Source organism: Acanthopleuribacter pedis (genome assembly GCF_017377855.1).
GTDB classification, from domain to species: domain Bacteria; phylum Acidobacteriota; class Holophagae; order Acanthopleuribacterales; family Acanthopleuribacteraceae; genus Acanthopleuribacter; species Acanthopleuribacter pedis.
In genome coordinates, this window is record NZ_JAFREP010000010.1 from 25,623 (window position 1) to 50,081 (window position 24,459).

Consider the following 24,459-nt stretch of genomic DNA (forward strand, 5'->3'; position numbering starts at 1 on the left):
GGGTCGGCGGGCCTTGGTGCAACCGGGTCGACCTATGGGGCGTTTGTTGCAAACTTGTGGCCGGCCAGGCGTGGCGCCAGGAATCCCGCAGGGTTCGGTGTCCTAGCCCGCATTTCTCACAAGGATTCGTCGCGAGATTGTGAGAAATGCGGGCTAGAACCGCGAAAGACGAAAGGGGCCAAGAGCAGACGACCGGTAGATTTTGGCTAAACCTCTGGGCTACAACGGCCTGTAAAGTTCGGTTTGAGACCCGGCCGGTACCCGCCCTCTGTTTTCAAGCCATTTCGCTTCAGATCTTTAGCGAAAATCCCCCGCGCTTATCGCGCTTCTTCGGTAAATGGCTTGACTTGCTCTGGCGGGAATACCAATAATAGGCCGATCCCCCGCACACACGCATTTTTTCAAGGCTCGGGGTATTGCTGTGTGCGTGGCCGGTAAATGAGCAATGCCATCTTTTTTGAGATCAGGTCACCATGCTTTTTTCAGAACCCGCGTTTCTTTTGTTTTTCCTGCCGCTGTTGTTCGCCATTTATTTCGCCGTCCCCAAGGTCCTGCGCAACACGGTTTTATTGATCTTTAGCTTGGGTTTTTACGCATACGGCGAAAAAATGTTCGTGCTGTTGATGCTGTTTTCCATCGCACTCAACTACGGACTCGGCTTGGCCATTGATCGCGCCGCCACGCCCGCCGCCAAGAAGTTTTGGCTGATCGCGGGGATTGTCGGCGACCTCGGCCTGCTCATCGCCTTTAAGTACGCCAACTTCTTGGTAGACAACCTCAATTCAGCCCTGTCCGTTGTGCAATTGCCAACGGTCCATCTCGACCCGGTCCACCTGCCCATCGGCATTTCGTTTTTTACCTTTCAGGCCATGAGTTACATCATCGATTTGTACCGCGGCGAGGTGAAAGTCCAACGCAATCCTTTTGATTTGGCGCTGTATATTTCGTTGTTTCCGCAGTTAATCGCGGGCCCCATCGTGCGCTATCACGATATTTCCGAGCAGTTACAACGTCGCCGCCACAGCTTTATGAACTTCGCCTACGGGGCGGAGCGGTTTCTGATCGGGCTCGGCAAAAAGATGATCATCGCCAACGCTGTCGCTTATCCATGTGACCAAATTTTTGCCCTACCGGACGACGAGATCACCACCTCCCTAGCCTGGCTAGGCATGGTTTGTTACACCCTGCAAATTTACTTCGACTTTTCCGGTTATTCGGACATGGCCATTGGTCTCGGCCGCATGTTCGGCTTCAAGTTCCTGGAAAACTTTAACTACCCCTACATCAGCCAGAGCATCACCGAGTTTTGGCGCCGCTGGCACATCAGCCTGTCCAGTTGGTACCGCGATTACCTCTACATTCCCCTCGGCGGCAACCGCGTTTCACCGCGCCGCACCTACTTCAACCTGTTCACGGTGTTTTTTCTGTGTGGCTTGTGGCACGGATCCAGTTGGAACTTCGTCATTTGGGGTATGTACCACGGCCTGTTCCTGATCATCGAACGCCTCGGTTTCGGCGCCATGCTCAAGAAAGGACCCCGCGCGGTACGCCACATCTACTGCATGTTGGCGGCCGTCATTGGCTGGGTCTTCTTCCGCGCGGAAACGCTGCCCCAATCGCTGACCTTTATCGCGGCGATGTTCGGCTTCGGCTCTGATCCCAGCGGCGCGCGCCTCCTGGGCCATTACCTGGATACCGAGCTGTTGGTGATGATCGTGATCGGTATGATCGGCGCCACCAACATCGTGCCCGCCGGCACGGCCCGCCTTAAAAGCTATGTGGCCGGCAAAGAAAAAGCCCAACGGGCGACCTGGGAAAACCTGTTCGCGCTGCTCAAATGGGCCGCCCTAACCGCAATCTTCTTCTGGTGCCTGATGATGATGGCGGCCGGCAGCTACAACCCCTTCATTTACTTCCGTTTCTAGGCTGAGGAGGCCGTTCCGTGTTTCACCGTCGCCGCGTCCACTGGTACCACAAATTACTTACGGCTACTTTTCTGGTGATGATCCTGTTGCCGGGTGTCGACATGATCGTCGGTATCGACAAAACGCCGGTGGCCGGAACGGTGGCGACATTCCCCGAATTTCGCGGCGGCCTGCGCGGTGTCGCCTCCCTGCCCGGCCAATTCAAATATTGGTTTGGCGAAAATTTCGGCTTCCGCCAATGGTTCATCCAATTTCACGGCAAACTCAAAAAAGACGTGCTCGGCACCAGCCCGTCCACCAAAGTCATGCTCGGTAAGGATGATTGGCTGTACTACCGCGATGAAATGGTGTTTGAGGATTACCGCAATCTCTACCCCTTCGATAAACCGGGCTTGCAGCAATGGCTGGATTTGCTGGCGGCACGACAAAGCTTTTGCGCGGAACGCGGCATCACCTACGTGTTCACCATCTCACCCAACAAACCCACGATGTACCCCGAATTTTTGCCGGAAGGCTGGGAGCCGCTGGATCGCCCCAACCGCCTGAACCAGTTGCAAGCCGCGGTGGATTCCCGCCTGCCCGAGGTCGCCATGGTGGACGTGCGTCCCGCCTTGAACAACCACAAATCGAGCCACGGCCCCCTATATTTCAAGAGCGATACCCACTGGAACGAAATGGGCGCTTACGTGGGTTACGTGGAAATCATGACCGAACTCAAAAAGCATTACCCCGAATTAACCATTGTCCCGATTGACGAACTGGAGATCGACGAACAAACTTCCAACGGCGGCGACTTGGCGCGCATGATGGGGCTCAAGTTCTCCACGGAAGAACTGATGCGCACCCCGCAATTTCCCGAGTCACGCCCCGTGGTTCGCGAAAAGGACGGCAGTACCTTAACCGTGGTCGTCAAGGACGTGCTCAAAGGCGAAGAAGGCCTGGTCACGCGCTGCGAGGCGGGCGAAATCGAGTCCGCGGTTATTATTCACGACAGCTTCGGCCAAGCGTTAATTCCCTTACTGGCGCGCCATTTCAAACGGGCAACCTTCGTATGGTCCAATAGCTTTGACAAAAGTTTGGTTGAAAAAGAGCAACCCAAGGTGGTGATCCAACAGTTGGTCGAGCGGCGCCTGCTCAACTGGAAACCCACCCCGGAATAACCGCGCCTCAGCCAAAGAAACGACCGAGAAATTGATCGGCGGCGTGGAAATGTTTGTTGCGTTTGGCGGTATCCATTTTCTCGTACTGCCGCACCATCATGCTCAGCCGGTGGTTTTTGGCGAAAAAATCACGGTGCCTGGCGATGAAGCGCCAAAACAGGCCGTCCCACACTTCCTCCCACGGACCCGACGGGTAGTCGCTCATCTTGCGCAAATAGTTGGCACTGGAGAAGTAGGGTTTGGTGGTCATCCCACCGCCGTCGGCGTATTGGCTCATGGCATAAACATTGGGCACCATCACCCAATCGTAGCTGTCGATGAAACCGCCCATAAACCAGCGGTACACGGCATGGGGTTCAATTTCACACAGCAACATGAAGTTGCCGAGCACCATCAAACGTTCGATGTGGTGGGCGTAGGCGTGGGTGTCAACCTTCTTGACAACGTGGTCGATGGGCTGAATGCCGGTGGTTCCCTGCCAAAAGGAATCGGGCAATTGTTGGGTGTGGCCAAAAAAGTTACCATTTCGCTGCTTGACGCCTTCCACCTCGTACATGGCGCGCATGAACTCGCGCCAACCGATGATTTGCCGCAAAAACCCTTCCAGCGACGGCAGGGCGATTTGGTGGTCCTCGGCATAAGCCATGGTGCGTTCGATAATTTCACTCGGCGACAAAAGGCCGATGTTCAGCGAGGGCGTCAGCACCGCGTGATAGATGAAGGCGTGTTGCACCGAGAGGGCGTCTTCATAGGGTCCGAACAGGCGAAAACGCGTGCGCAGGAAATAGGAAAAAGCGGTTCGCGCTTGATCGTGGTTAATCGGGTAATTAAAGCCCTCCAACGAACCGGGATGCGCGGCGAAGTGCTGGGCCACATAGGCCTTGGCCTCGTTAACGTATTTGGTGTTGGGAATGGTTCCGATATCCGGGGGACGGTGCCCACGCGGTAATTTTTTGCGGTTTTCGGTGTCGAAGCTCCACTTACCACCGAGGGGTTTTTCGTCAGGGTCCAGCAAGATGTTCAGCCGCTTGCGTTGCCAGGCATAGAATTCGGCCATGCTGTAGCGTTTGCGTTTATAGAGAAAGGATTCGTATTGGCGACGCGGGGTCAAAAAGTTAGGGCTTTCGTACCATTGAATGCGCAGGCCCAAGTCCGCGGTGAACCGTTTCAGGCGTTTTTCCAGCAAAAAGTCGGTGGGATCAACGACATGCACACAACGCACCCCCTCGCTTTGAAGGTGGCCTAGCAAGGGTTTTAAGCGCGGATAGGTGGGAAAATCGGCGTAGTGAACCCGGTACCGTTTTCGTTTGAGCTGGTCGGCAAAAGCCTTCATGGAAGCACGGTGCAGCACCAACTTCTGTTTGTGGAAACGAACCGGATGCCGTTGGTCGTAGAAATACAAACTGTCCTCGACCATCCAACAGGGCCGGTTAAGCGCGACGGCGGGATGTTCCTTAAAAAGTTGGTGGGGGAAAATCAAAGTTACGTCCATGGAAACTCCGAAAGTGGATTCGTCTTTAATCGGGTCTATCGGTCAAAAGTGAGGAAACCCCAATTTGAGCAACAGGCGGAATGGCACAGGGGTCGGCGCCGGCAGCTTACCATGAGGTGGCGAGCCTTGGGAAAGCCTTGTTATGATTGGACCTGCAAGATCCCTATTCCCCTAATTAAGCAGGCAGCGCGTATGACCCAAAACCTCAGCTACCATGGCAGCTGCCATTGCGGTGGCGTGGCATTTACGATCCAATCACCCCGCATTACGGACGCATTGCGCTGCAATTGTTCGATCTGCCGGCGGCGCAACGCCTTGATGTCCAAGGCTTATTACCCGCCGCCATGTTTTCAGCTCCATCAGGGCCGGGACCAGTTGCAGCTTTACCAATGGGGCGACGGCGATGTGAACCATTACTTTTGCAAACGATGCGGCATCTATCCGTTTCACGAAGCAACCCAAAAGCCCGGCTTGATGCGGATCAACCTCGGTTGTTTGGAAGGATTCGACCTTGAAACGCTGGAGGTTACCCTTTTCGACGGCGCGGAACTGCTTTAACAAACAGGGTAACCGGCATCGCGGGCTAGGAAAAACCGAGCAGGAACGGAAAACACCGTCGAAAGGGACACGGTTTACCTTTTGCGCTTTTCTCGCGGGAACCGCCGGGAAATGGCTGTAAAGGTGATCGTGAATTATCTTAACAACGGGAAATGGGTGGCAGCTTTGTTTCAGGCAAGCACAAGGATCACCGCCATGTTTCGTTTTTCATTCTGGAAATATTGGCTATAATCGGTTTATTCTTTGCCCCCCTATCCAGAAACCAGTTTCTTAAAAAAGGACGGACGTTTGTTGATGCAACGCCTCTCGATCCCAACACCCTTGCTGTTGGCGTGGTGCGCTTGGATTTGCTTCCTCATTCCCTCGGCCGCCGCAACCGAACCCAAGGACACGGCCCCGGTCGGACTGTTCCCTGTCACGGTGAAAGGCAAGTGGGGCTATATCGACCGTCAGGGTACCGTGCGTATCACCCCGCAATTCGAGGATGCACGTGGCTTCAGTCAGGGTCTCGCCCCCATTCAAAGCAACAGCTTGTGGGGTTACATCAATCCCGACGGGGAAATGGTCATTGAGCCCCAATTTGACGACGCCGATAAGTTCACGGAGGGTTTGGCGCTGGTTCGCATATGCGAGCGCCACGGTTTTATTGATCAGCAGGGCCGGTTTATTATCAACCCCAATTACAGCGAAGCATATCCCTTCGCGGAGGGATTGGCGGCGGTTAAGCTGCGCCAGGAATGGCTGTTTATCGACCAAAAAACCGCGCCAAACCGCAAGCTTCAGTTTGATACCATCGCCGGATTTTCGGAAGGCTTGGCCCCGGTTCGCGAAAACCGTTTGTGGGGGTACATTAACGCCGACGGCGACTGGATCATCAAGCCGCGCTTTCGTTACGCGGGCGGGTTTCACGAGGGGTTTGCCCTGGTTCGCGAGAAACGAAACTTTGGGTTTATCAACAACCGCGGCCGGTTTGTCATCAAGGACAGTTTCCCCGTTGCCTCGGAGAAGGTCTCCCGTTTTTCACAGGGTTTGGCGGCAATGCGCAGCGAAAACAAATGGGGTTACATCAATAGCGAGGGCGATTTCGTGATCAAGCCGGTCTTCGATTGGGCCGAACCCTTTGACAAAGGTCTGGCAATGGTCCAGGTCGAAGGAAAAATCGGTTATATCGACGTCACCGGTAAATGGATATGGGCGCCGCGGCGCTAACCGCCGACTTTGTGCAGGGATGTGCCGAAAGCCCTGGTACTGCCTGATTGGCGGTCATCAACATGCCGTGCTGGAACCTAGGCTAAGCTTGCTTGCCGCGGGCGAGAAAAACGCCCACGGAGCCAAAGGCCTCGGGATCATCGACCAGTTGATAGATTTCTTCTAATTCCTTAGCCACCTCGACCCTGCCGCGGTGGTTCATCTGCTCTTTTTTGAAACCGGTGGTGACATCGAGGAAATTACGCATACCCACCATGCAGGATGTAATGGTTTCAATCCGCAAGTCCACATCGGTATACCCGGCCTTACTCATGTAATGAAGTAACTTGCGCCCGATGCGACGATCCCCGCCGGCAAGCGATTGGCCGCGCGCGGCCTCATCGGTAAACCGTTTGAAGGAATAGGGCTCGGGGTATAGCGTGAGCCATTGGTCGTCGACATCGGCAACCAACAAAATACCGCCGGGCGCGAGAACACGCTGAATCTCGCGCAGGGCGGCCATGGGCCGTTCCAAGTGCTGAAATAGAAAGCGCGCGTAGACAAAATCGAAATAACCCAATCCAGGATCGAGTTCGTAAACATTGCCCTGCTGGAATACCAGATGGGCGTGTTCGTGGCCGCAAAGGCTTTGGCGCGCGGTTTCGAGCAGCGGTTCACTTAGATCCACCCCGTACACCTCGGAATCGGGGACCAGGTCGGCGATAATTCGGGTAATGACGCCGGGTCCGCAAGCCAGGTCCAACACGCGCATGCCGTTGCGTAGACCGGCCTGCTGGAGAATGCCGCGTTCGATATCGCGGGCAAGTTCAGCCTGACGGGTCAGGCGATCTAACTCGGCATCATTCCGAGAGAAGGTTCCGAAATCATAGGAGCCGGCATGTTGTTTCACAAAAACACCTCTTAGGGCAAAGACAATGGGCATCACAACCCGGCATACACCGAAAACTGCAGGAAACCGTCAATTCAATGGGCCGAGGTGATTTGATAAAAAGATGACACATGATCGAAGAATTGAACAGCCGTAAACTTTTTTTATTCCAATTTTATACCAAAGCAACCGGCAAAAAGTGACAACAGAATTTGGCAGAGATTCAGCAAGCCCGGAAAAAACACCGCTACCCTATTAAAAAACAAGCGCTTAGGAAAATGTATGAAAAGGCGCCTACAAATTATTTGCGCTTGTCCCCAAAGCGCACCCTCATTATAATGAATTAATCAAAAGTTCACCGCTGAAACATTTTCTCGATTTATTCACCCTGTTCTTCCTAGACCTGAACGCGCTTACCTCGTACCGACCCGTCTCGGAAGCCCCCCTATCTAAAAAATTGCTTGGTATCCATCTGATCATCCTTTCCAGCAACCCTTCGGAAGGTTCCATGGCTCCCATCCAAAAAATCGTGATTCCTTGTTTGGTGGTGCTGATCCTCTTGGCCTGTTTCCAAGAGCGTCCCAAGATCGAACTAAGCGAACAAGAACAAGCTTGGCTTGTGGCGCGCGGCGGTACCATTCGGGTCGCCTTCGAAAAGCATTACCCGCCCTTTGTGTTTGCGGACGAAGAAGGCCGGCCCCAAGGCATTTCCGTGGACATGCTTCGGGCGGCCGAACGCGACCTGGGAATCACCTTTACCTTTACGGAACCCAAGGACTTACACATTCTTTTGGAGGAAGCGAAACGCGGCGAGGTGGACTTGGTCACCACCCTGGCCAGAACCCCCAATCGCGCCGAATTCCTCGATTTCACCCGGGGTTATGCCCACATTCCCGCCTTACTGGTGGTGCGCAGTGAGCACCAGGAACCCATCGATTTGGATGAGCCCGGTGACCTTCGCATCGCGGTGCCCAAGGGGTACGCCATTGAAGAATTTATGGCACGGCGCTACCCACAACTGAATTTGGTTCCGGTGGTTAACGATCTTGAAGGTCTGCGCCAAACGGTGTTTAGCGAGGTAGACGGCTTTGTCGGTGATACCGGGGTGCTCAGCCACATGGTCAAAGCGCAGGGCATCACCAACCTGCGCACCGTGAATGCGGTCGATTTCAACTACGTTTACACCTTTGCGGTTCGCAAAGACATCCCCCATCTCAGCAGCATCCTGGACCGATACCTGGCCACATTCCCCGAAACAGAAAAAAGCGCAATCCTCAGTAAGTGGATCAACCTACCCCTGCGCCCTTTTTGGCGGGAACCGCTGTTCCAGGTGGCGCTGGCGATGTTGCTGGTCATTTTGATCACCGTTTTTGTTTCGAACATCACCTTGCGTCTCATCGTCCAGCGCAAGACCCGCGCCCTTCAGGAGGAGATCGGCCGACGCCGTCAAGCCCAGGAAAAGCTGGAGGAGGCCCACACGCGGCTGGAGCACCGGGTGGAACAACGAACGGCGGAGCTTAGTGAGAAAAACCGTCTGCTTGAGCGCGAGGTCATCGAACGCACCCGTGTCCAGGAAGAATTGGCGATTTCACGTGAAATCGCCAACTGCACGGTTCACAACATCAGCAACGTGATTAACAGTTTGGTGGTCGGCGTCCAATCATTGGAAAAAATGCACCAGCATTCCCGTGCCAACGGGGTCAAACGGGCCATCGATTTGATCACGGAACAAGGCGACAACTTGGGCACCTTTTTCAGCAGCGACCCACGCGGCGGCAAACTGCTGGAATACCTGTCCATGATCGGTGACGAATTGCCAAAGGAGCGCGGCCTTTTGCAGGACGAGTTGTTGCACATGGATCACCAAATTCGATTAATCCGCGACATTGCACGCACCCAGCAAAACTTTGCGGTGAACCAGCAGGACACCTGCTTGGTGAAGGACGTATTGGAAGACGCGCTTAAAATTCAGTTTCCCATCCAAACGGGTGCGATCACGATCACGCGCCGTTACGACGCGGTGAGCCCGATTCAGACGGACCGCATCAAGCTGGCCCACGTCTTCCTCAACCTGATTAAAAACGCCAAGGAAGCGATGCGCGACAACACCGATGCCGCACCGGAGCTGACCTTGTCGGTGACGGAAACCGAAAAACACATCATGGTGGCAATTGGCGACAACGGGCACGGCATTAACCCGGACCATCTGGACAAACTGGGAACCTACGGCTTCACCACCAAAAAGGACGGGCATGGGTTTGGGCTGCGTTACTGCGCGGAAACCCTACAGAGCATCGGCGCGAAGCTGGTAATCGAGTCCGAGGGCGTCAACCGCGGCGCCACCTTCAAGGCCTACATCCCTATCGAACAAGAGGATATCAAGGAAGGTCTCACCACGGCTCAATCGATGGGCAACTAACCCGCCTTTCTCACAGGGGCGTTAGGTCATTAGGTTAGAGCCCCGCCTGTCACTATCAGAGAACCTGGTGGGATGGAACAGGTTTAAGTCCAGGTATTTTTGGCTGATCGTCGGTCTGGATTGCGCTATGCTGGCGTTTGTAAAAATACCGCTTTTGGAGAAAAATCATGGAGCCTACCTACCAGCATGGACAGTTCATGTGGCATGAGCTGGTTACCTCCGATACCGAGGCAGCGGCACGCTTTTACGAAAAGGTCGCAGGCTGGAAAACGCACCAGTATTACCCCAAGGGATCCAACGAACCCTACACCACCTGGATCGATCACTTCGGACCGCTGGGCGCCCTGCTCAGCCTGGAACGCGCACGGGAACCCGGAATTACACCCCATTGGTTTGCCAATGTGGTGGTCCGCGACCTTGAGGTCGCGGTGGATCGCATTCTCGAAGCCGGCGGCCGCCTGGTACTGGGTCCCGAGGCGATGGGAACGGTCGGTCGTTGGGCGGTTTTTCGCGATTTCCAGGGTGCCAAACTCGCGGTCTTCACCCCAAAAGATCCGCTGGAGGCACGCCATCCTTGGCGCCACGGCGGCATCGTCTGGAACGCGTTGGCCTGCGCCGATCACCGCGCCTCTTTTGCCTTCTACCAAAACCTTTTCGATTGGCAACGCCTCGACACCCTGGATCCCGACGGCCCCAATGAACAGATCATTTACGGCGCTTATGGCAAACCGCTGGGCAGCATGTCCACCGCCACCTCGCCGGAACATCAAGGCTGGACGTTTGCCATCGGCGTCGCTGATCACGAAGCGGCCGTGGCACGCGCGGTGGAACTGGGCGGCTCCGTGTTACCGGCGGCGTCGGAAACCCTGGCTGCCGCGGGCGTCACCCGCATGCTTGATCCCCAGGGCGTTTCGATTGCACTCAAGACTCAGATGCCCGAAAACACGCCTTCACTTGAAAAAGAAGCGGGTTCGCTCAATCGCTGAGTCGGTCCCGAACCAGACGCACCTCAATAACCATCCTCATGCACCAGTCTGTCGCCGGTCCCTGAACAGGACGCCGGCGACAGGGCGGCGCATTACCACCACTGAACGGGGAACTCGGTGACGGGTTCGATGTCGCCGTAGCGTTCTACCAACTTCTTGAAAACCACGGGTGGGTTGTTGTCGACGAATTCGAGAATTTGGCGGGCGCATTCCACGGCGTCGTCTTTGCCGGTATCCACGGTGAAATCGTATTCACCGGGAATATGCACTTGCTCGATTTGCATGCGCGCGCAGCCAACGCGGCGGTTGGGCATCACGTCTTCACGGCGCTCCAACTCTTCCAGCGGACAATGCACACCCACCATATAAACACGTTCGATGTTTTTAAAGGCGTCCAGGTAATCCTTGAGCATGATTTCGGTGTTGATCTCGGCCAACACCAAATCGTTGCCGGCCTCGGCCATCGCGGCCAGGGCGCGGCGCATGCCGACCATCAGCGTCCAAGCGGTCTCACCGACCATCATGCGGAAGGTGCGGTTCTCCCCTTCCCCGTCGCGGAGAATTTCGAATCCCCGTTGCGTATCGGGCGAACCGGGATCGGGGCAGGGCCAATGGTGGGGTGTGATCTCGGGATCGAGGCCAACGTATTTTAACGCCAGCATGGGCAGGAAATCATCGTAGCCGGTGGCCATAATCGGGCGATCCGCCAGCTTTTGCACTTCACGGGTGAGCGTGGTTTTGCCGGCACTGGTCGCGCCGTTGATGAGAATAATCTCGCCTTGTTTCTTCATAAATACCTCTCGTGGATAGTCCCGGCGCTACCATAACGCCACGGGAAATTGATCAACCTTAAAATCGCCGTAACGTTCAGCCAGGCTGGGGAACGCGGCGGGCGGATTGTCGGCGATATAGGCAAGCACCTGCCGGGCACATTCGCCCGGCGTGTCGCGACCGGAATCAACGGTGAAATCGTATTCACCGGGCCGGCGCATTTTTGCCAACTGCATGCGCGCCCCGCCGACGGTGCGGTTGGCATGGGTCGCCTCACGGTGTTCCAGCACGTCCAACGGGCAGTTAATGCCGATCAGGTACACGGTCTGGATGTCCTTGAGGGCGGCGCAATAGTCGTACAACAGGACCTCGGTCATCACGTCGGCGATGACGAGGTTGTTGCCCTCGCGCGCCATGGTGGCAAAGGCGCGGTGCATGCCGGCCAACATCCGCCACCCGGCGGGGCCGGCGTAAAAGTGGAACTCGGGCGGTTCCCCTTCTTGGGTCACGCGGACCTCATACCCTAGCGAAGATCGCGCACTGCCCGGCTCCGGCCATTGCGCAATCTCGGGCTGAACTTTTTTGTCGATGCCCACATAGCTACCGGGAAACATGGGCAAAAAATCATCGTGACCCGTGGCGATATAAGGTTTGCGCGCGGCCCCCTGAATCTCACGCGCCAAGGTGGTTTTGCCGGAACAAGAAGTCCCGTTGATGAGAATGATCGTCCCTTCCTGAATCATGATGGACCTCCCGCGGCGGGCACCGAAGCCTGGGACGCCAAACGCCGCAATAACGCAGGCACATCGTGTTCCAGCAAGGCCTGTTGCGGCCACTGAAACAGGATCTTCCAGAGCGAGCGCTCCTCCGCCACCTTGCGCCAGTGCTCAATCATGAGTTTGACGCTAAAGTGCGCAAAAACATGGATGTGCAACACCAGGATGCGCACGATGCCCAATTGGTACATTTCCCATACCTGCGCCAAGCTGACATCGGTGACCCCGTGCTCGCAAAGCAAGGCATGGTAGCGCGCCACCAATGGGGCCTCGTGTTTTTTGCGATCATCGGGCAAAAGACCGGTCACAATCAGGCGTGCCAAATCGATCGGGCCGCAATCCATGCCGGTGCTCTGCCAGTCGATGACGCGGAAGGGATCGTTTTCAGCTGTCGGAAAAAGCAACTGTTGGCGGTGAAACGAACCGTGACACAGGGTCAAGGGCAAGGTTCGGCAATAGGCGGCGAGCTGACGGTGGTGTTGCAGCCACAGCTCCAGGACCTCGATCACGGTGCGCCCCACGTTGTCGCGGTGTTCTTCCGGGATTTTGTTCAGCGCCTTGGTCACGTCGGCCACGTACAGCTCGGGCCGGTCGTAATCACAGGGAACATCGCCCGGTAGTTCGCGACGGCCCCACCAACGGGCGTGAAACGGTGCCAAATGTTCCACGGCAAGGGCGACTTCCGCGACGGTACCGTGAAATAAATCGGGTTGCCGGGCGTTGACAACAAGTTCCAGCAGCAGGACGCAGGCATTTTCTTCGCGGGAATACTCGGCGGCGTAACAATGGGGCACGGGAATCCCGGCCTGATCACCGAAATGCCGATAAAACAAAACCTCGCGCTCAAACACATTGAGGGCCTGCACCGCATTTTTGACGTACTGCTCGCCGGCGGAGAATTTGGCCACGACCTTGGTCGGCAGCGCGGTCGCACGGTCATAGGTCAGGGTTAAGACGTAAACCACGGAGGTCCGTCCCTGTTCCCCCAGCTTTTCAGCCTGAAAATCGATGACGGCCGCGGATCCGTCCGACAAAACCCCGTTCAGCCATGCGACGGTTAGCGCTTCGACATCTGTTGGAAACACGTTTTCCTCCCGGCCCTTTCCTAGCGACCAAACAACGACAGGATCTTTTCTTTGACCTCATCCTGGTGGAAGGTCTTTTGGTGCATGGCAACCTCGGCCTGAATAAATTCAGGCAGGCGACGGCGCTGTTCGGCGACCAGGTGATCCTTGAGGGTGATCAACGAAACACGCGGTTTTTCGGCGAGTTGACGGGCCGCTTTTACGGCTTCGGGCAACACTTGGTCACGGGGCAACACCGCAAAAGGCACGCCCCGTTGTTTCAATTCCTCGCCGCGGTAATTGCGGGCGGTCATCAGCATTTCATGGCCGAGCGCGGTCCCCATTTTGAGCGGGACCATGTAGGTGGCACCCATGCCCGGCGTAAATCCGTACTTCATGAAGTTGGTGGTGTAGACGCTTTCCCGACTCAAAAACACCATGTCGGCGAACAGACCGATCACAAAACCACCGCCGATACCGTGGCCCTGCATCGCGGAAATGACGGGGATCCGACAGTCCAGCGCCAAGCTGTAAAGGCTGGTGGTGGCGAAGTTGCCCTCGCCCTCGTGAAGCCGCAACAAGGCGGATTGATCGCCCCCGGTCGAGAAGTAACTATCGAACCCGGTGAGCACCACCACCTTGGCCTGCTCCTCGGCGGCAATGGTTTCAAAGGCGTCCAACAGTGCCAAGGTCATCTCATCGGTGAAGGCATTTTTGTTAACGCGATCCTGCATGGTTAACACGAGGATCCCCGGCGCCGCCTCGGCGAGATCAACGACCGCCATGGCCGCCCTCCCAAGGAAACTGACCGGTCTCGACAAAACGCGCGATCTTTTCCAAGTTCTCGGGATCGTTGAAGACGGCGCGGTTACCGACAACGGCTTTGTCGCGCTGGGCGGCGAGGTCGTTTTCCAGCGAGGCCAAATAGGTTTTGTAGCGCTGAATGCCGGATTTGGAAAGACGCCGCAAGCGCAACATGTGGCGGCGCAACAGGTCGTCGCTATTGGCGGCGTAAGCGTCAACCAAACCCCAGCGATGGGCCTCGCCTACCTGAACGGGCACCGTCATGAGGGTCATGTAATGGGCCTTTTGTTTGCCGATCTTGCGGATCAGGAACGGGAGCACACAGGCGGGAAACAAGCCAAACAACAGTTCGGACAAGCTGAAGGCCGCGGTCTCATCGGCCAACACGATGTCACAAGCGGCCACAAAACCCATCCCGCCCGCGTTGGCTTTGCCGCGTACATGGGCCACGGTTACATAGGGCCCCTGAGCCAGATCCAACCAAAGGTCGTAAAGGTCCTCGGCACTACGGGTTCCATCCGAGGCGGCCGGATCCGAGCCGGCCTGGTGGATGGCTTTAAAGTCGGCCCCGAAACAAAACACCTCGGGCAACCCTTCGATGACCAGCACCCGGATCTGCGAACCAAACTCCGCTAAAACCGCACGACATTCGCTGACAAGCTGGTCATTGATGGTGTTGTTCGCCTCGGGACGGTGGAACTGCAGGGTGGCCAGACCGCGGTCATTGCGAAATTTAATGGTTTGGTAGGAATCGCTCACGACGCCCATTCGTAAATCCGGTGGTAGTTGCGTATTTCTTTGAGGAAGAGGTTGCCGGAACCCTCGCGCGCCTTACGGGCGCCGGGAATCAAATCGGGATCCAACACCACGTTGCTGGTCCCGAATTTCACCGCGGCGCTGCCGCGCAGCAACACCTCGTATTCATCCATGTCCAGTTCGTAGCGGTCGTCCAACTGCTTACCCATGGCAAAGGTGTTGAGGTGTTCGCGACTTTCCGGCGTCACCACCCCACTAAAGAACTCGGAGCAGCAGCCCGAGCCGTAGGAGAAACAGCCGATCCGTTGGGGGGACGAAAAGGATGCGTTGTCGATGGTGCTGGCGAGCGATAAGGCGGCGGTGGCGCCCATGATATTGCCGACCCTTTGGCAATAGGACAGGCCGGGCATGACACGCCGTTGAAAATCGGCCTCGATTTCGGGTGGCTTGGCTTTCACCATGGTGCGCATCATCTTGCGGTGGGCGCCTTTGACCATGCCGCCGAAGGGCGCGTGAAACGCAAGGTACCCGAAGGTTTTGGCATAATCCGCGTCGGCAACCCGCTTTTTGTATTCGAGGAAGGCGTTTTCGCAACAGTCCAGGTAAGACAAGAGCGACAGGTCGGCGTCACCGGCATCGCCGTCCGGCATGGGGCGGCAGGCGTCCATCACTTCATAGGCGTAATAACCGGAAGCGCCTGGATCCACCCGAAACACATAGGGCTGCTCGCTCACCAACATGGCCACCGCGCCGGAACCACCACTGGGTTCGGAAAAGGCCCAATTCCCCTTAAGCGCGTCGGCTTCCTCGCTTTCGGGGTCGACGGCAAACCGCGATAGATCGGTGGCGACAACCAAGGCGCGCGCGCCCGGCGAGGTCTGCGAAAGGATAAAGTTAAACGCCATTTGTAAGCCGGCCACCCCGGAATAACAGGCGTTTTTGAGTTCCATCAAGCGGCAGTTGCGGTTGAGCCCGAGGTAATCGTGCATGTAGGTGCTCAGCGATTTGCCGAAATCAAAGGCCGATTCGGTGCAGGTGATCAACAGCTCAATACGCTCTTTTTCGGCGTCGCTCATGCGGTCAAGGATCGGTTTGGCGGCGTTAACCCCCAAGGTGACCGGGTCCTCGTAAGGAAGGGCGACGGCTTTCTCTTTCATCAACAGGTTCTCAAAACGGGTGGTATCCAGTTCCCGATGCGTCGCCAACTTCTTCACATCAAGGTAGGCGGTGCCACCAAAAATATTCATCGACTCAATTCCGGCTGGGATCACGGCTGCTCCTTGTTGGGTTGGTTTTCAGGGTCCTCGTTCTCGCCCGTAAAAAGTGCGGCCGCGTCGTCCCCGGTTTGCCGTTTCCAAAGCGCGGCATAGGCCTTATCCAAGGCCAAAAGTTCCTCGTGACTGCCTTCTTCCAAAACACGGCCGCACTCGATCAGGTGAATCCGATCCAGGTGCCGCACGGTGGACAGGCGGTGGGCGATGACAATGGTGGTGCGGTCCTTGGCCAGTTGGTCAATGGAATGCTGGATGGCGGCTTCGGTTTCGTTGTCCACCGAGGAGGTGGCCTCGTCCAAAATGAGGATCGGCGGGTTTTTGAGGAACACGCGGGCGATGGCGATCCGCTGCCGCTGACCACCGGACAGTTTTTGCCCACGCTCACCGACGATGGTTTCGAACCCATCCGGTAACGCGTTGATAAAGGTCAATGCCTCGGCCAAACGCGCGGCGGTGATTACTTCTTCGCGGGTGGCGTCTAAGCGCCCGTAGTGGATGTTTTCGTAAACGGTGCCGTGGAAGAGGAACACGTCTTGACTGACCAAGCCGATCACATCCCGCAGCGCGTTGAATTCAAGCTCGCGAATATCCTGGCCGTCCAACAGGATACGCCCCTTGGTAATTTCGTAAAAACGCATCAGCAACCGGGTTAGGGTGGATTTCCCCGAGCCGGTGGTACCCACCAGCCCCACGGAGGAGCGCGCGGGTATGTGCAGGTCGAAATCCTCGAACAGGTGTTCGTTACCCGCATAACCGAAGGTGACACCTTGAAAACGCAGGTCCCCGTGGATGGTCTCGGCCTCGAACAAGCGGTAGCCGTTCTGAATGGCGGGCTGAACCGACAGAATCCCGGAGAGGCGTTTGCCGGCCGCGACCGTGCTCTGGTAGAGATCGTAATCGTGATCCAGGCCACCCATGGCACCCACCATCTTGGGCATCACAAAACTCTGCAGCATAAAAACGGTCACCGATATTTGACCGGACAGCATCAGGGCGCCGCCGTAGATGATCGGCAACCCGATGCCGGCAACCATGGCGAATTTGGTCATATCCGCGTAACGCATGGCCTCGGCGTAAGCCGCTTCCGTGCTTTCCTTCAGGTCGCGACTCAGCGCCTCAAGACGCAACTGCTCGTATTCTTCGCGGGAAAAACTTTTGATCGTGCTCAAACCGGTCAAGCTGTCGGACAACTGCTTGCGGGCGGCATGTTGTTTGATCCCCTGGTCCCGATACACCTCGGCAATTTTTTTGTGGTAGCGGCGGTATACATAATAAATAACGGGCAACGGCACCAGCGACAGCAAAAAGGAAACGGGCGAAATGGCCAACAAAAAGGCGCTGCCCGCGGCAAAGGTCCCCACCCGATCCACGGTTGAATCGGGCAAATGGCTCAAAAATTCGCGCATTTTCACCGTGTCGTCGTGAACCACGCTCAGAACTTGGCCGGTATTTTGATTGTCAAGGTAGGCCGCATCCAGATGTTGCACATGGGCAAATGCCTTGACGCGCAAGGCATGTTCAATGCCCGCCGCATAGCGTTGCCAGGCCGTTTTGGCGTGGTATTCCGTAATGGTGTTGGCCGTGTTCGCGCCGACAAAACCGACGGCCAACAAGCCCACCTGGGCTACCGGCGATAACCCCACGTTGGTTAACACAGGTAACCCACCCGAAACCGCGGCGGCCATAATCAGGCCCAGGGTCAAAGGCGGCGCCAACGCGGCCACGGTATTCAATAAGGTTAAACCGGTCGCCTTCCAGCGTTGCCCGGTGTTTTCTTCAACGGAGCGAATCAGCGAAAGCACGTGCTCGTCAGCCTGATGGGTGGCGGGCGCTTCGTCAAAGGGGCCGCCGCCTTCGCGTGTCGCGCTTTCGCCCGCCCAGCGTTTGGCCAATCCCTCAAGCGCGTCCCTTAAAAGGTCGGCGGTATCGGTAACAATGTGGTGATCGTAAACCAGCAAGACGCGCCCGGTAACGGGATTGGCGCGAACCGACACAACGCCCGCGTGGTTTTTTAGATCCCATTCGAGTTGTTCGGCAAGAAACGGCTTACGCCGCAGGCCGACAATATCCCAACGTTCTCGTCCCTGAATTGCCGACCGTAATCTGAGCGGCTGAACGGTTTTGTGTCTTTTCATCCGTGATCCTTCGCGCTGCGCAAGAGATGGAAGAACAGTAGAAAGAACCGGTTATCCTCGCGAAAAGTTCGGGACGAAAACATAAGGGCGGTACGAATTAAAGATTCGCGATTGTCCGTTATTCGGCAGGATGGGCTTTGAAGAAGCTGCATTCTATCACAGGTGATTCTGCCAAAAGAAGGATTTTCCCGTCGATGAGCGCTGTGTTAAGATTGCGCACCCAGCAAGCAAGACGTACATTTCGCAAAAGTCCTTTATAAAAGATAATTTCATACAAGTCAGTATTTTCCATTGCTCGCTTGGTGATTACCGCGGCCGCCACGCCGGTCTTCTTTGGATTATGCGCGCACCGCGGTTTCAGAAGGATGGTGTCGTGAAAATTGTTCTTTTTCCCGGTCAAGGTTCCCAGCGCAAAGGCATGGGTGACGAACTGTTCGACGCATTTCCCGAATACACCCGCGCGGCCGACGCCGTTCTGGGTTATTCCATCCGCACCTTGTGCTTGGATGATCCCGACAACCAATTGGGACAGACGCGCTACACCCAGCCCGCGGTCTATACGGTTAACTGCTTGAGTTACCTGGACCACATCCGTTCGGAAGCAAAACCCGATTATGTGTTGGGCCATAGCGTGGGCGAGTACAGCGCCTTGTTTGTCGCGGACATCATCGATTTCGAAACGGGACTGCGGTTGGTGCAAAAACGCGGCGCCCTCATGGCCGAAGCCCGCGGCGGCGGCATGGCCGCGGTCATCGGTTTGGAAGAAGACGGCGTTGCCGCCGTGCTCCAAAACCCGGCCCTCGCCAACCTTTCGATCGCCAATTACAACAGTCCCCGTCAGTTGGTCATTTCCGGCCCCAAACAAGACATTGTCAAAGCCGAACCTTTATTCCTCGAGGGCGGCGCGACCCATTACCGCGTGCTCAATGTAAGCGGCGCGTTTCATACCCGCTACATGGCCGAGGCGGGCAAACAATTTGCCGCGGTCGTAGGCGAGATTCGCCTGAACGAACCGCGCCTGCCACTCATTTCCAACGTCACCGCGCGCCCCTACCGCAAAGCGCGGATGCTGCAACACATCACCGACCAAATTACGGCGCCGGTCAAATGGACCGAAAGCATTCGCTACCTGATGGCCCAAGGTGCCACCCACAAGAACCTCGTCGAGATCGGCAACGGCAAGTCGAGCGTGGTCAAAGCCTTGGCGATGCGCACCATGCGCGCAGCCGAACCCCTGGATCCCGCCTTGTTAGCCGCGGAAGAAGCGCGGCACGCCGCCGAAACGCCGCCACCCGCACCCCACGAGCATCCCGATCAAAACCCAACCGCGCCCCTAGCCAAGGACCAGGCGGAAACACCCGCACCCCACGCGCAAAGGGAACAAAAGCCGGCCGCACCCCCAGCCGAATCCCCGGCGGCAATACCCGCACCCCACGAGCGAACTGAACAAAAACAAGCCGAGGCCCCGGCAGCAACACCCGCACCCGAAACACCAACACAAAAACGCCGGTCGGCACCCCAAACCGAGGCCCCAACGCCACCCATCGCGCCGCCGATCCAACCCTTTTTCAGCGCCGACGCCTTGGGCAATCCCGCCTTTCGCGCTGAATACCAACTGCGCCATGCCTATCTCGCCGGCGGCATGTACCGCGGTATATCTTCCGTCGAACTGGTCAACCGCATGACCCGCGCGGGGTACCTCGCGTTTTATGGCACCGCCGACCTTGCTCCCGAGCGCGTCGAACAAGATTTGCGGGCGCTCAAAACAACCTCGGCCGGTCGTTTCTACGGCGCCAACCTTGTGGCCGATATCGATCAACCCGAACGCAACGAAACCCTGGTCGATCTTTTTCTGCGCTGGGAGGTGCCGGTCGTCGAAGCCGCCGCCTTCATGCAAATCACACCGGCCCTGATCCGCTACCGCGCGGCCGGCTTACGCCGCGATGAACATGGCAGAATTCAGTCGGATCGTCGTATTTTTGCCAAGGTCACCCGACCCGAAACCGCAACCGCCTTCTTAAACCCGGCCCCCGAACGCGTCGTCAAGAGTCTGGTCGCCGCCGGCAAACTCACCGAAGCCCAAGCCGCCCTGCTGCGCGAGGTCCCCATGGCCGACGCCCTCATCGTCGCCGCCGACTCGGCCTGGCAAACCGACGAGGGCATGCCCTATGCGGTTGTGCCCACCCTGATTCGCCTGCGCAATGAAGTGGTGCAGCACCGGGGTTACCACCGCAACATTTATATAGGGGCCGCCGGCGGAATCGGCACCGCCGAGGCGGCGGCCGCCTCGTTCATGCTGGGTTGCGACTTCATCCTCACCGGTTCGGTCAACCAATGCACGGTGGAAGCCGCCACCAGCGACCAGGCCAAAGACCTGCTGCAAAACATGAACGTACAAGACACCGACTATGCACCTTCAGGTGAAGCTTTTGAATTGGGCACCCGCGTCCAAGTACTCAAACGAGGTGTTTTCTTCCCGGCAAGAGCACGCAAGCTGTACGACCTATACCGCCACCACCATGCCCTGGAAGAATTGGACGCCAAAACGGTCGATCAACTGCAAAGCCGCTATTTCAAACGGGATTTTGCCGCGGTTTTCCGCGAGGTCACCGAACAGCTTTCACCGGCCGACCGCGCCAAGGCCGACAGCGACCCCAAATTCAAAATGAGTTTGGTTTTTCGCTGGTACTTCAGCTACGCATCCCGGCTCGCGCAGGAAGGTGTTTCGGCAAGCAAGGTCGATTACCAGATCCACACCGGCCCGGCCCTCGGCGCCTTTAACCAGTGGGTCAAAGGCAGCCCGCTGGAAGATTGGCGAAACCGGCATGTTGACCAGATCGCCGAGAAAATCATGACCGGCGCGGCCGAAATTCTGAACCAACGCTACAACACGATGGCCCACAAAAACTGACTTAAATCCTGTGCCCGCTCCCAAGGAGAACCCCATGAGCAGTGACGCTATTTTCAAACTGATTGCCCAACACACCGTCGAAGTCATCCCGGAACTCGAGGACCACGCGTTCCAGCGAAGCGATTCCCTGGGCAACCTGGGCGCCAATTCACTGGACCGTTCCGAAATCCTGATGATGACCCTGGAGGCACTCGACCTCAAAGTGCCCGCCGTCAAGTTCCACGGTCCCAAAAACATCGGCGAACTGGCGGACGCCATCCATGAACAGCGCGTTGCCGTCTGATTTAATCATCTCGGGGATGGGGGTCGTCTCCCCCATCGGTATCGGCATCGACGCTTTTCGCACCGGTTTGCTGCGCGGTGATCACCGCTTCGCCATCATGCAACGACCGGGACGTCAAACGGAAGACAGCGCGTTCCTGGGCGCGGAATGTGGCGAAATTCACCTCCCGAGGGTGCCCGCCCGCGTGTTGCGTGCCTGTTCCCTCCCCGGCAAAGCAGCCTTGGCGGCGCTCGACGAAGCCTGGCAAAACGCCAGGTTGGACGGCGTTGATCCCAGCCGGATCGGCCTGATCATCGGCGGTTCCAACCTGCAACAGCGCGAACTGACCCTAACCCGACAGAAATACGCCGAACGCCTCGCTTTTCTGCGGCCGACCTACGCCATGACCTTTCTCGACAGCGATCTGTGCGGCCTGTGCACGGACTTGTTTCCGATTCGAGGGTTTGCCTACACCCTGGGCGGCGCCTCCGCGGCCGGCCAACTCGCGGTCATCCAAGCCGCCGACGCGGTGGCATCGGGTCGCGTGGACGTTGCCGTTGCGGTGGGCGCTTTGATGGACCTGTCCTTCTGGGAATGCGCCGGCTTTCGCGCCGCCGGCGCCATGGGTTCCGAACGTTTTGCGGAAGCGCCGGAACAGGCCTGTCGCCCTTTTGATGAACAGCGGGACGGCTTTATTTTTGGGGAAAACTGCGCGGCCCTGGTGGTCGAGCGGGCCGAAACATCGGCGCAACGGGGCGCGGCGCCCAGAGGTTTGCTGCGCGGCACGGCGGTGGTGATGGACGGCAACCGCTATCCCAATCCCAACGCGGACGGTGAAGTCCGCGTCATCCGCGAAGCCCTCCAGGCGGCCGACCTGAAGCCGGGCGAAATCGATTACATCAATCCCCACGGGACCGGTTCACCCCTGGGCGACAAAACGGAAAGCGAGGCGCTGCTGCAGTGCGGCTTGGAACACGCGCCGCTGAACACCACCAAATCCCTAACCGGTCACGGCTTGTGCGCCGCCGGCGCGGTTGAAATCGCCGCCACCCTGGTACAGATGGAGGCGGGCCGACTGCACCCATCCCGCAATCTCGACGCACCGATGAACGGCGCATTGAACTTCGTCGGCGCGACGGCACGCGTCCAAAACGTACACAACGCCCTTTGCCTGAGTTACGGCTTCGGCGGCGTCAACACCGCCGTTTGCCTTCAAAATCCGCGTGGCTAATCACTGAGCGCCGCCCGGAACGAGGAGTGCAGCATGTTTGGTTTCGTTTTTTGGTTTCTTGTGACGGCCTTCAACCCTGACACCACCGCCCCCGATTACGCCTGGACGGAGATGGGCGCGAACAACCGCCAAATCGTGCGCGTCATTACCCGCGAAAAAACCTGCCCCACGATCCAGGTCAACGGCAAACCGCACCCGCTCACCCCACGCGGCGAAAACCCACCGCCCAACTTTGACGTGCTGGTGTGTGAATGTGACCTGCCCCAAAACACCCAAACGGTCGGCTTCCAAGGCAAACCGCTGCCGGTGGTCAAGCGCAAACCGCGCCGCATCGCCATCATCGGCGATACCGGCTGCCGCATCCTCAACATCGAGGGCATTGTCGATGTGCAAAACTGCAACGGCGTCAAAGGCTACGGAACCCCCTGGCCCTTTGCCCAAGTGGCAGACGCGGTTGCGGCGGGAAAACCCGACTTAATCATCCACCTCGGTGACTACCACTACCGAGAGTTCCCCTGCCCCGAGGGGAACAAGGGTTGCGCCGGTCCCTACGGCAATAACTGGCCCGCCTGGGAAGCCGATTTTTTTGCCCCGGCCCGCAACCTTTTGGCCGCGGCGCCTTGGGTATTCATCCGCGGCAACCACGAAAGCTGCTCACGCGCCTGGCGTGGTTGGTTCTACCTGCTGGATCCCGGCCCGCTCCCGGCCAATCCTTGGCAATCCGATCAATGCCCGATGATCAGCCCAGCCTACGGCCTTTCCTTCACCGACCTACACCTGTTGGTTCAAGACAGCGCCAACGTCCCCCACTCCCCGGGCAACGACCCCAAAGGAAAAGCACTGGTCGGCCAATACGCGGCAAGTTACACCCGCCTCAACAGCTTGGCGAGCGCCGACCGCGAAAATTGGCTGCTCACCCACGAACCGATCTGGGGCATCCAGCCGGGAAAAACGGAACAAGGTACCGAACTGTTCCCCTTGCAGTTAACACTGCAAGCGGCGCTCAAACAAACCGCCGCGGGCGCGTTCAGCCCCCACATCGGCCTGCTCCTCAGCGGCCACGTTCACTTGTTCGAGGCCTTGAATTTCACCGACGGACGCCCGCCGATGATGATCATCGGCAACAGCGGCACCAAACGCTCGCCGGCAATCACCCCGGAAGTTTTGGCCCAATCAAACATCCTCAAAACCTTGGGCGTCACCCCCGAGAATTTCCACACCGAGGATGCCTTTAACTACGCCATGGCCGAGGCAACCCCGGCGGGTTGGCAGGTCACCTTGTACCAACTGGACGGCAGCATCAGCCAAAGTTTTTTAGTAAAAAACAAGCAACTCCAGCCAAAATCCCCGCCCAAGAAGTAGGGTCGCTCCAGACAAGGTGCGAACCGAAGCAAGGCGATGCTTGATGATTTTCGCTAAATCTCGGGGCGGCAAGGGTCTGCAAAAATGCTCAGGCCCGCTGGGTGCGGTGAGCATGTTCACAGGACGTTGTAGCCCAGAGGTTTAGTCAAAACCACCGCGTCAGCGCTTCTTAGGTATAAGGAAAAATGACAGTTCCACCAAGATTAGAAGGTACGGAGGAGCGATGGCGGAAAAAGTCACCAACATCATCAAAAGAAAGCAAACCCTCACAAAAATTCGGTTTCACACCCAACGCCCGAGAAAACGTTTGAACAAGAAGATTCACCCTGCTAGATTTGCTTGTAGGAAACACACTCATTCCCATACTATTAAACCTAAGAAGCACGATAAGAGTGAGGGATTTTGGCTGAAGATCTGGAGCGAAATGGTTTGAAAAAAGCGGGCCGGGGTCGCGCACGACGCGCACCCTATGGGTGCGGTGAGTGTTTTTACAGGC

19 protein-coding genes are annotated in these 24,459 nt (G+C 57.2%); 10 read left to right on the top strand and 9 right to left on the bottom strand.

Annotated elements, in window-relative coordinates; all coding sequences use genetic code 11:
* Positions 1-473 precede the first annotated feature (473 nt).
* Entirely contained in the window at positions 474-1,925 is a 1,452-nt protein-coding gene (locus J3U88_RS12530) for an MBOAT family O-acyltransferase (RefSeq protein ID WP_207859107.1), read from the top strand.
* Between the two features lie 17 nt (positions 1,926-1,942).
* Positions 1,943-3,085 carry an alginate O-acetyltransferase AlgX-related protein gene (locus tag J3U88_RS12535; protein ID WP_207859108.1) on the top strand — a complete coding sequence of 381 codons (1,143 nt, stop codon included), beginning with the start codon at positions 1,943-1,945 and terminating at the stop codon, positions 3,083-3,085.
* Positions 3,086-3,092: 7 nt separating this feature from the next.
* Here the strand turns inward: J3U88_RS12535 and J3U88_RS12540 are convergent, their stop codons facing one another.
* The gene (locus J3U88_RS12540; RefSeq protein ID WP_207859109.1) at positions 3,093-4,577 is read right to left on the bottom strand and encodes a cryptochrome/photolyase family protein; all 1,485 of its coding nucleotides are present in this window, start codon (positions 4,575-4,577) and stop codon (positions 3,093-3,095) included.
* Positions 4,578-4,769: 192 nt separating this feature from the next.
* On the opposite strand from J3U88_RS12540, the gene J3U88_RS12545 reads away from it, so the two are divergent.
* Both J3U88_RS12545 and J3U88_RS12550 read left to right on the top strand, forming a co-directional pair.
* Positions 4,770-5,135, top strand: coding sequence for a GFA family protein (locus J3U88_RS12545; RefSeq protein WP_207859110.1), 366 nt, complete (start codon positions 4,770-4,772; stop codon positions 5,133-5,135).
* Positions 5,136-5,429: 294 nt separating this feature from the next.
* Positions 5,430-6,344, top strand: coding sequence for a WG repeat-containing protein (locus J3U88_RS12550; protein ID WP_243435922.1), 915 nt, complete (start codon positions 5,430-5,432; stop codon positions 6,342-6,344).
* An 82-nt stretch (positions 6,345-6,426) separates the two neighbouring features.
* Here J3U88_RS12550 and J3U88_RS12555 read toward each other — a convergent pair whose 3' ends face one another.
* Entirely contained in the window at positions 6,427-7,233 is an 807-nt protein-coding gene (locus J3U88_RS12555; RefSeq protein WP_207859112.1) for a methyltransferase domain-containing protein, read from the bottom strand.
* A 487-nt stretch (positions 7,234-7,720) separates the two neighbouring features.
* Here J3U88_RS12555 and J3U88_RS12560 point away from each other — a divergent pair, with 487 nt between their 5' ends.
* Both J3U88_RS12560 and J3U88_RS12565 read left to right on the top strand, forming a co-directional pair.
* Entirely contained in the window at positions 7,721-9,631 is a 1,911-nt protein-coding gene (locus tag J3U88_RS12560) for a transporter substrate-binding domain-containing protein (protein WP_207859113.1), read from the top strand.
* A gap of 167 nt (positions 9,632-9,798) precedes the next feature.
* The gene (locus J3U88_RS12565; RefSeq protein ID WP_207859114.1) at positions 9,799-10,617 is read left to right on the top strand and encodes a VOC family protein; all 819 of its coding nucleotides are present in this window, start codon (positions 9,799-9,801) and stop codon (positions 10,615-10,617) included.
* A 92-nt stretch (positions 10,618-10,709) separates the two neighbouring features.
* Here J3U88_RS12565 and J3U88_RS12570 read toward each other — a convergent pair whose 3' ends face one another.
* From J3U88_RS12570 to J3U88_RS12600, 7 genes are read right to left on the bottom strand one after another with little or no spacing between them, the layout of a single operon-like run.
* Positions 10,710-11,408 (bottom strand): chloramphenicol phosphotransferase CPT family protein, encoded by a 699-nt coding sequence (locus J3U88_RS12570; protein ID WP_207859115.1) that lies wholly within the window; start codon positions 11,406-11,408, stop codon positions 10,710-10,712.
* A 27-nt stretch (positions 11,409-11,435) separates the two neighbouring features.
* Positions 11,436-12,131, bottom strand: a complete 696-nt coding sequence (locus J3U88_RS12575; protein WP_207859116.1) for a phosphotransferase-like protein — start codon at positions 12,129-12,131, stop codon at positions 11,436-11,438.
* A complete protein-coding gene (locus J3U88_RS12580; RefSeq protein ID WP_207859117.1) occupies positions 12,128-13,249 on the bottom strand; it encodes an oxidoreductase family protein in 1,122 nt (373 codons plus the stop codon). Before J3U88_RS12580 ends, J3U88_RS12575 begins: the two co-directional genes overlap by 4 nt.
* Positions 13,250-13,269: 20 nt before the next feature.
* On the bottom strand, positions 13,270-14,013 hold the full coding sequence (locus tag J3U88_RS12585; RefSeq protein ID WP_207859118.1) for a polyketide synthase: 744 nt from the start codon (positions 14,011-14,013) through the stop codon (positions 13,270-13,272).
* Positions 14,000-14,800 carry an enoyl-CoA hydratase/isomerase gene (locus J3U88_RS12590; RefSeq protein ID WP_207859119.1) on the bottom strand — a complete coding sequence of 267 codons (801 nt, stop codon included), beginning with the start codon at positions 14,798-14,800 and terminating at the stop codon, positions 14,000-14,002. Before J3U88_RS12590 ends, J3U88_RS12585 begins: the two co-directional genes overlap by 14 nt.
* Positions 14,788-16,059 (bottom strand): hydroxymethylglutaryl-CoA synthase, encoded by a 1,272-nt coding sequence (locus J3U88_RS12595; RefSeq protein ID WP_207859120.1) that lies wholly within the window; start codon positions 16,057-16,059, stop codon positions 14,788-14,790. Before J3U88_RS12595 ends, J3U88_RS12590 begins: the two co-directional genes overlap by 13 nt.
* Positions 16,056-18,197 carry an ABC transporter ATP-binding protein/permease gene (locus J3U88_RS12600; protein WP_207859121.1) on the bottom strand — a complete coding sequence of 714 codons (2,142 nt, stop codon included), beginning with the start codon at positions 18,195-18,197 and terminating at the stop codon, positions 16,056-16,058. The genes J3U88_RS12595 and J3U88_RS12600 overlap by 4 nt, the downstream gene beginning before the upstream one ends.
* 373 nt (positions 18,198-18,570) lie before the next feature.
* On the opposite strand from J3U88_RS12600, the gene fabD reads away from it, so the two are divergent.
* The 4 genes from fabD to J3U88_RS12620 are packed head-to-tail and all read left to right on the top strand — an operon-like array spanning position 18,571 to position 23,963.
* Positions 18,571-21,108: an ACP S-malonyltransferase gene (fabD, locus tag J3U88_RS12605; protein WP_207859122.1), complete on the top strand. Its 2,538-nt coding sequence runs from the start codon at positions 18,571-18,573 to the stop codon at positions 21,106-21,108.
* Positions 21,109-21,142: 34 nt separating this feature from the next.
* Complete coding sequence (locus J3U88_RS12610; protein ID WP_207859123.1) at positions 21,143-21,391, top strand: acyl carrier protein; 249 nt, start codon at positions 21,143-21,145, stop codon at positions 21,389-21,391.
* Positions 21,369-22,601, top strand: coding sequence for a beta-ketoacyl synthase N-terminal-like domain-containing protein (locus tag J3U88_RS12615; protein WP_207859124.1), 1,233 nt, complete (start codon positions 21,369-21,371; stop codon positions 22,599-22,601). Before J3U88_RS12610 ends, J3U88_RS12615 begins: the two co-directional genes overlap by 23 nt.
* 33 nt (positions 22,602-22,634) lie before the next feature.
* Positions 22,635-23,963 (top strand): metallophosphoesterase, encoded by a 1,329-nt coding sequence (locus tag J3U88_RS12620; protein WP_207859125.1) that lies wholly within the window; start codon positions 22,635-22,637, stop codon positions 23,961-23,963.
* Positions 23,964-24,459 lie beyond the last annotated feature (496 nt).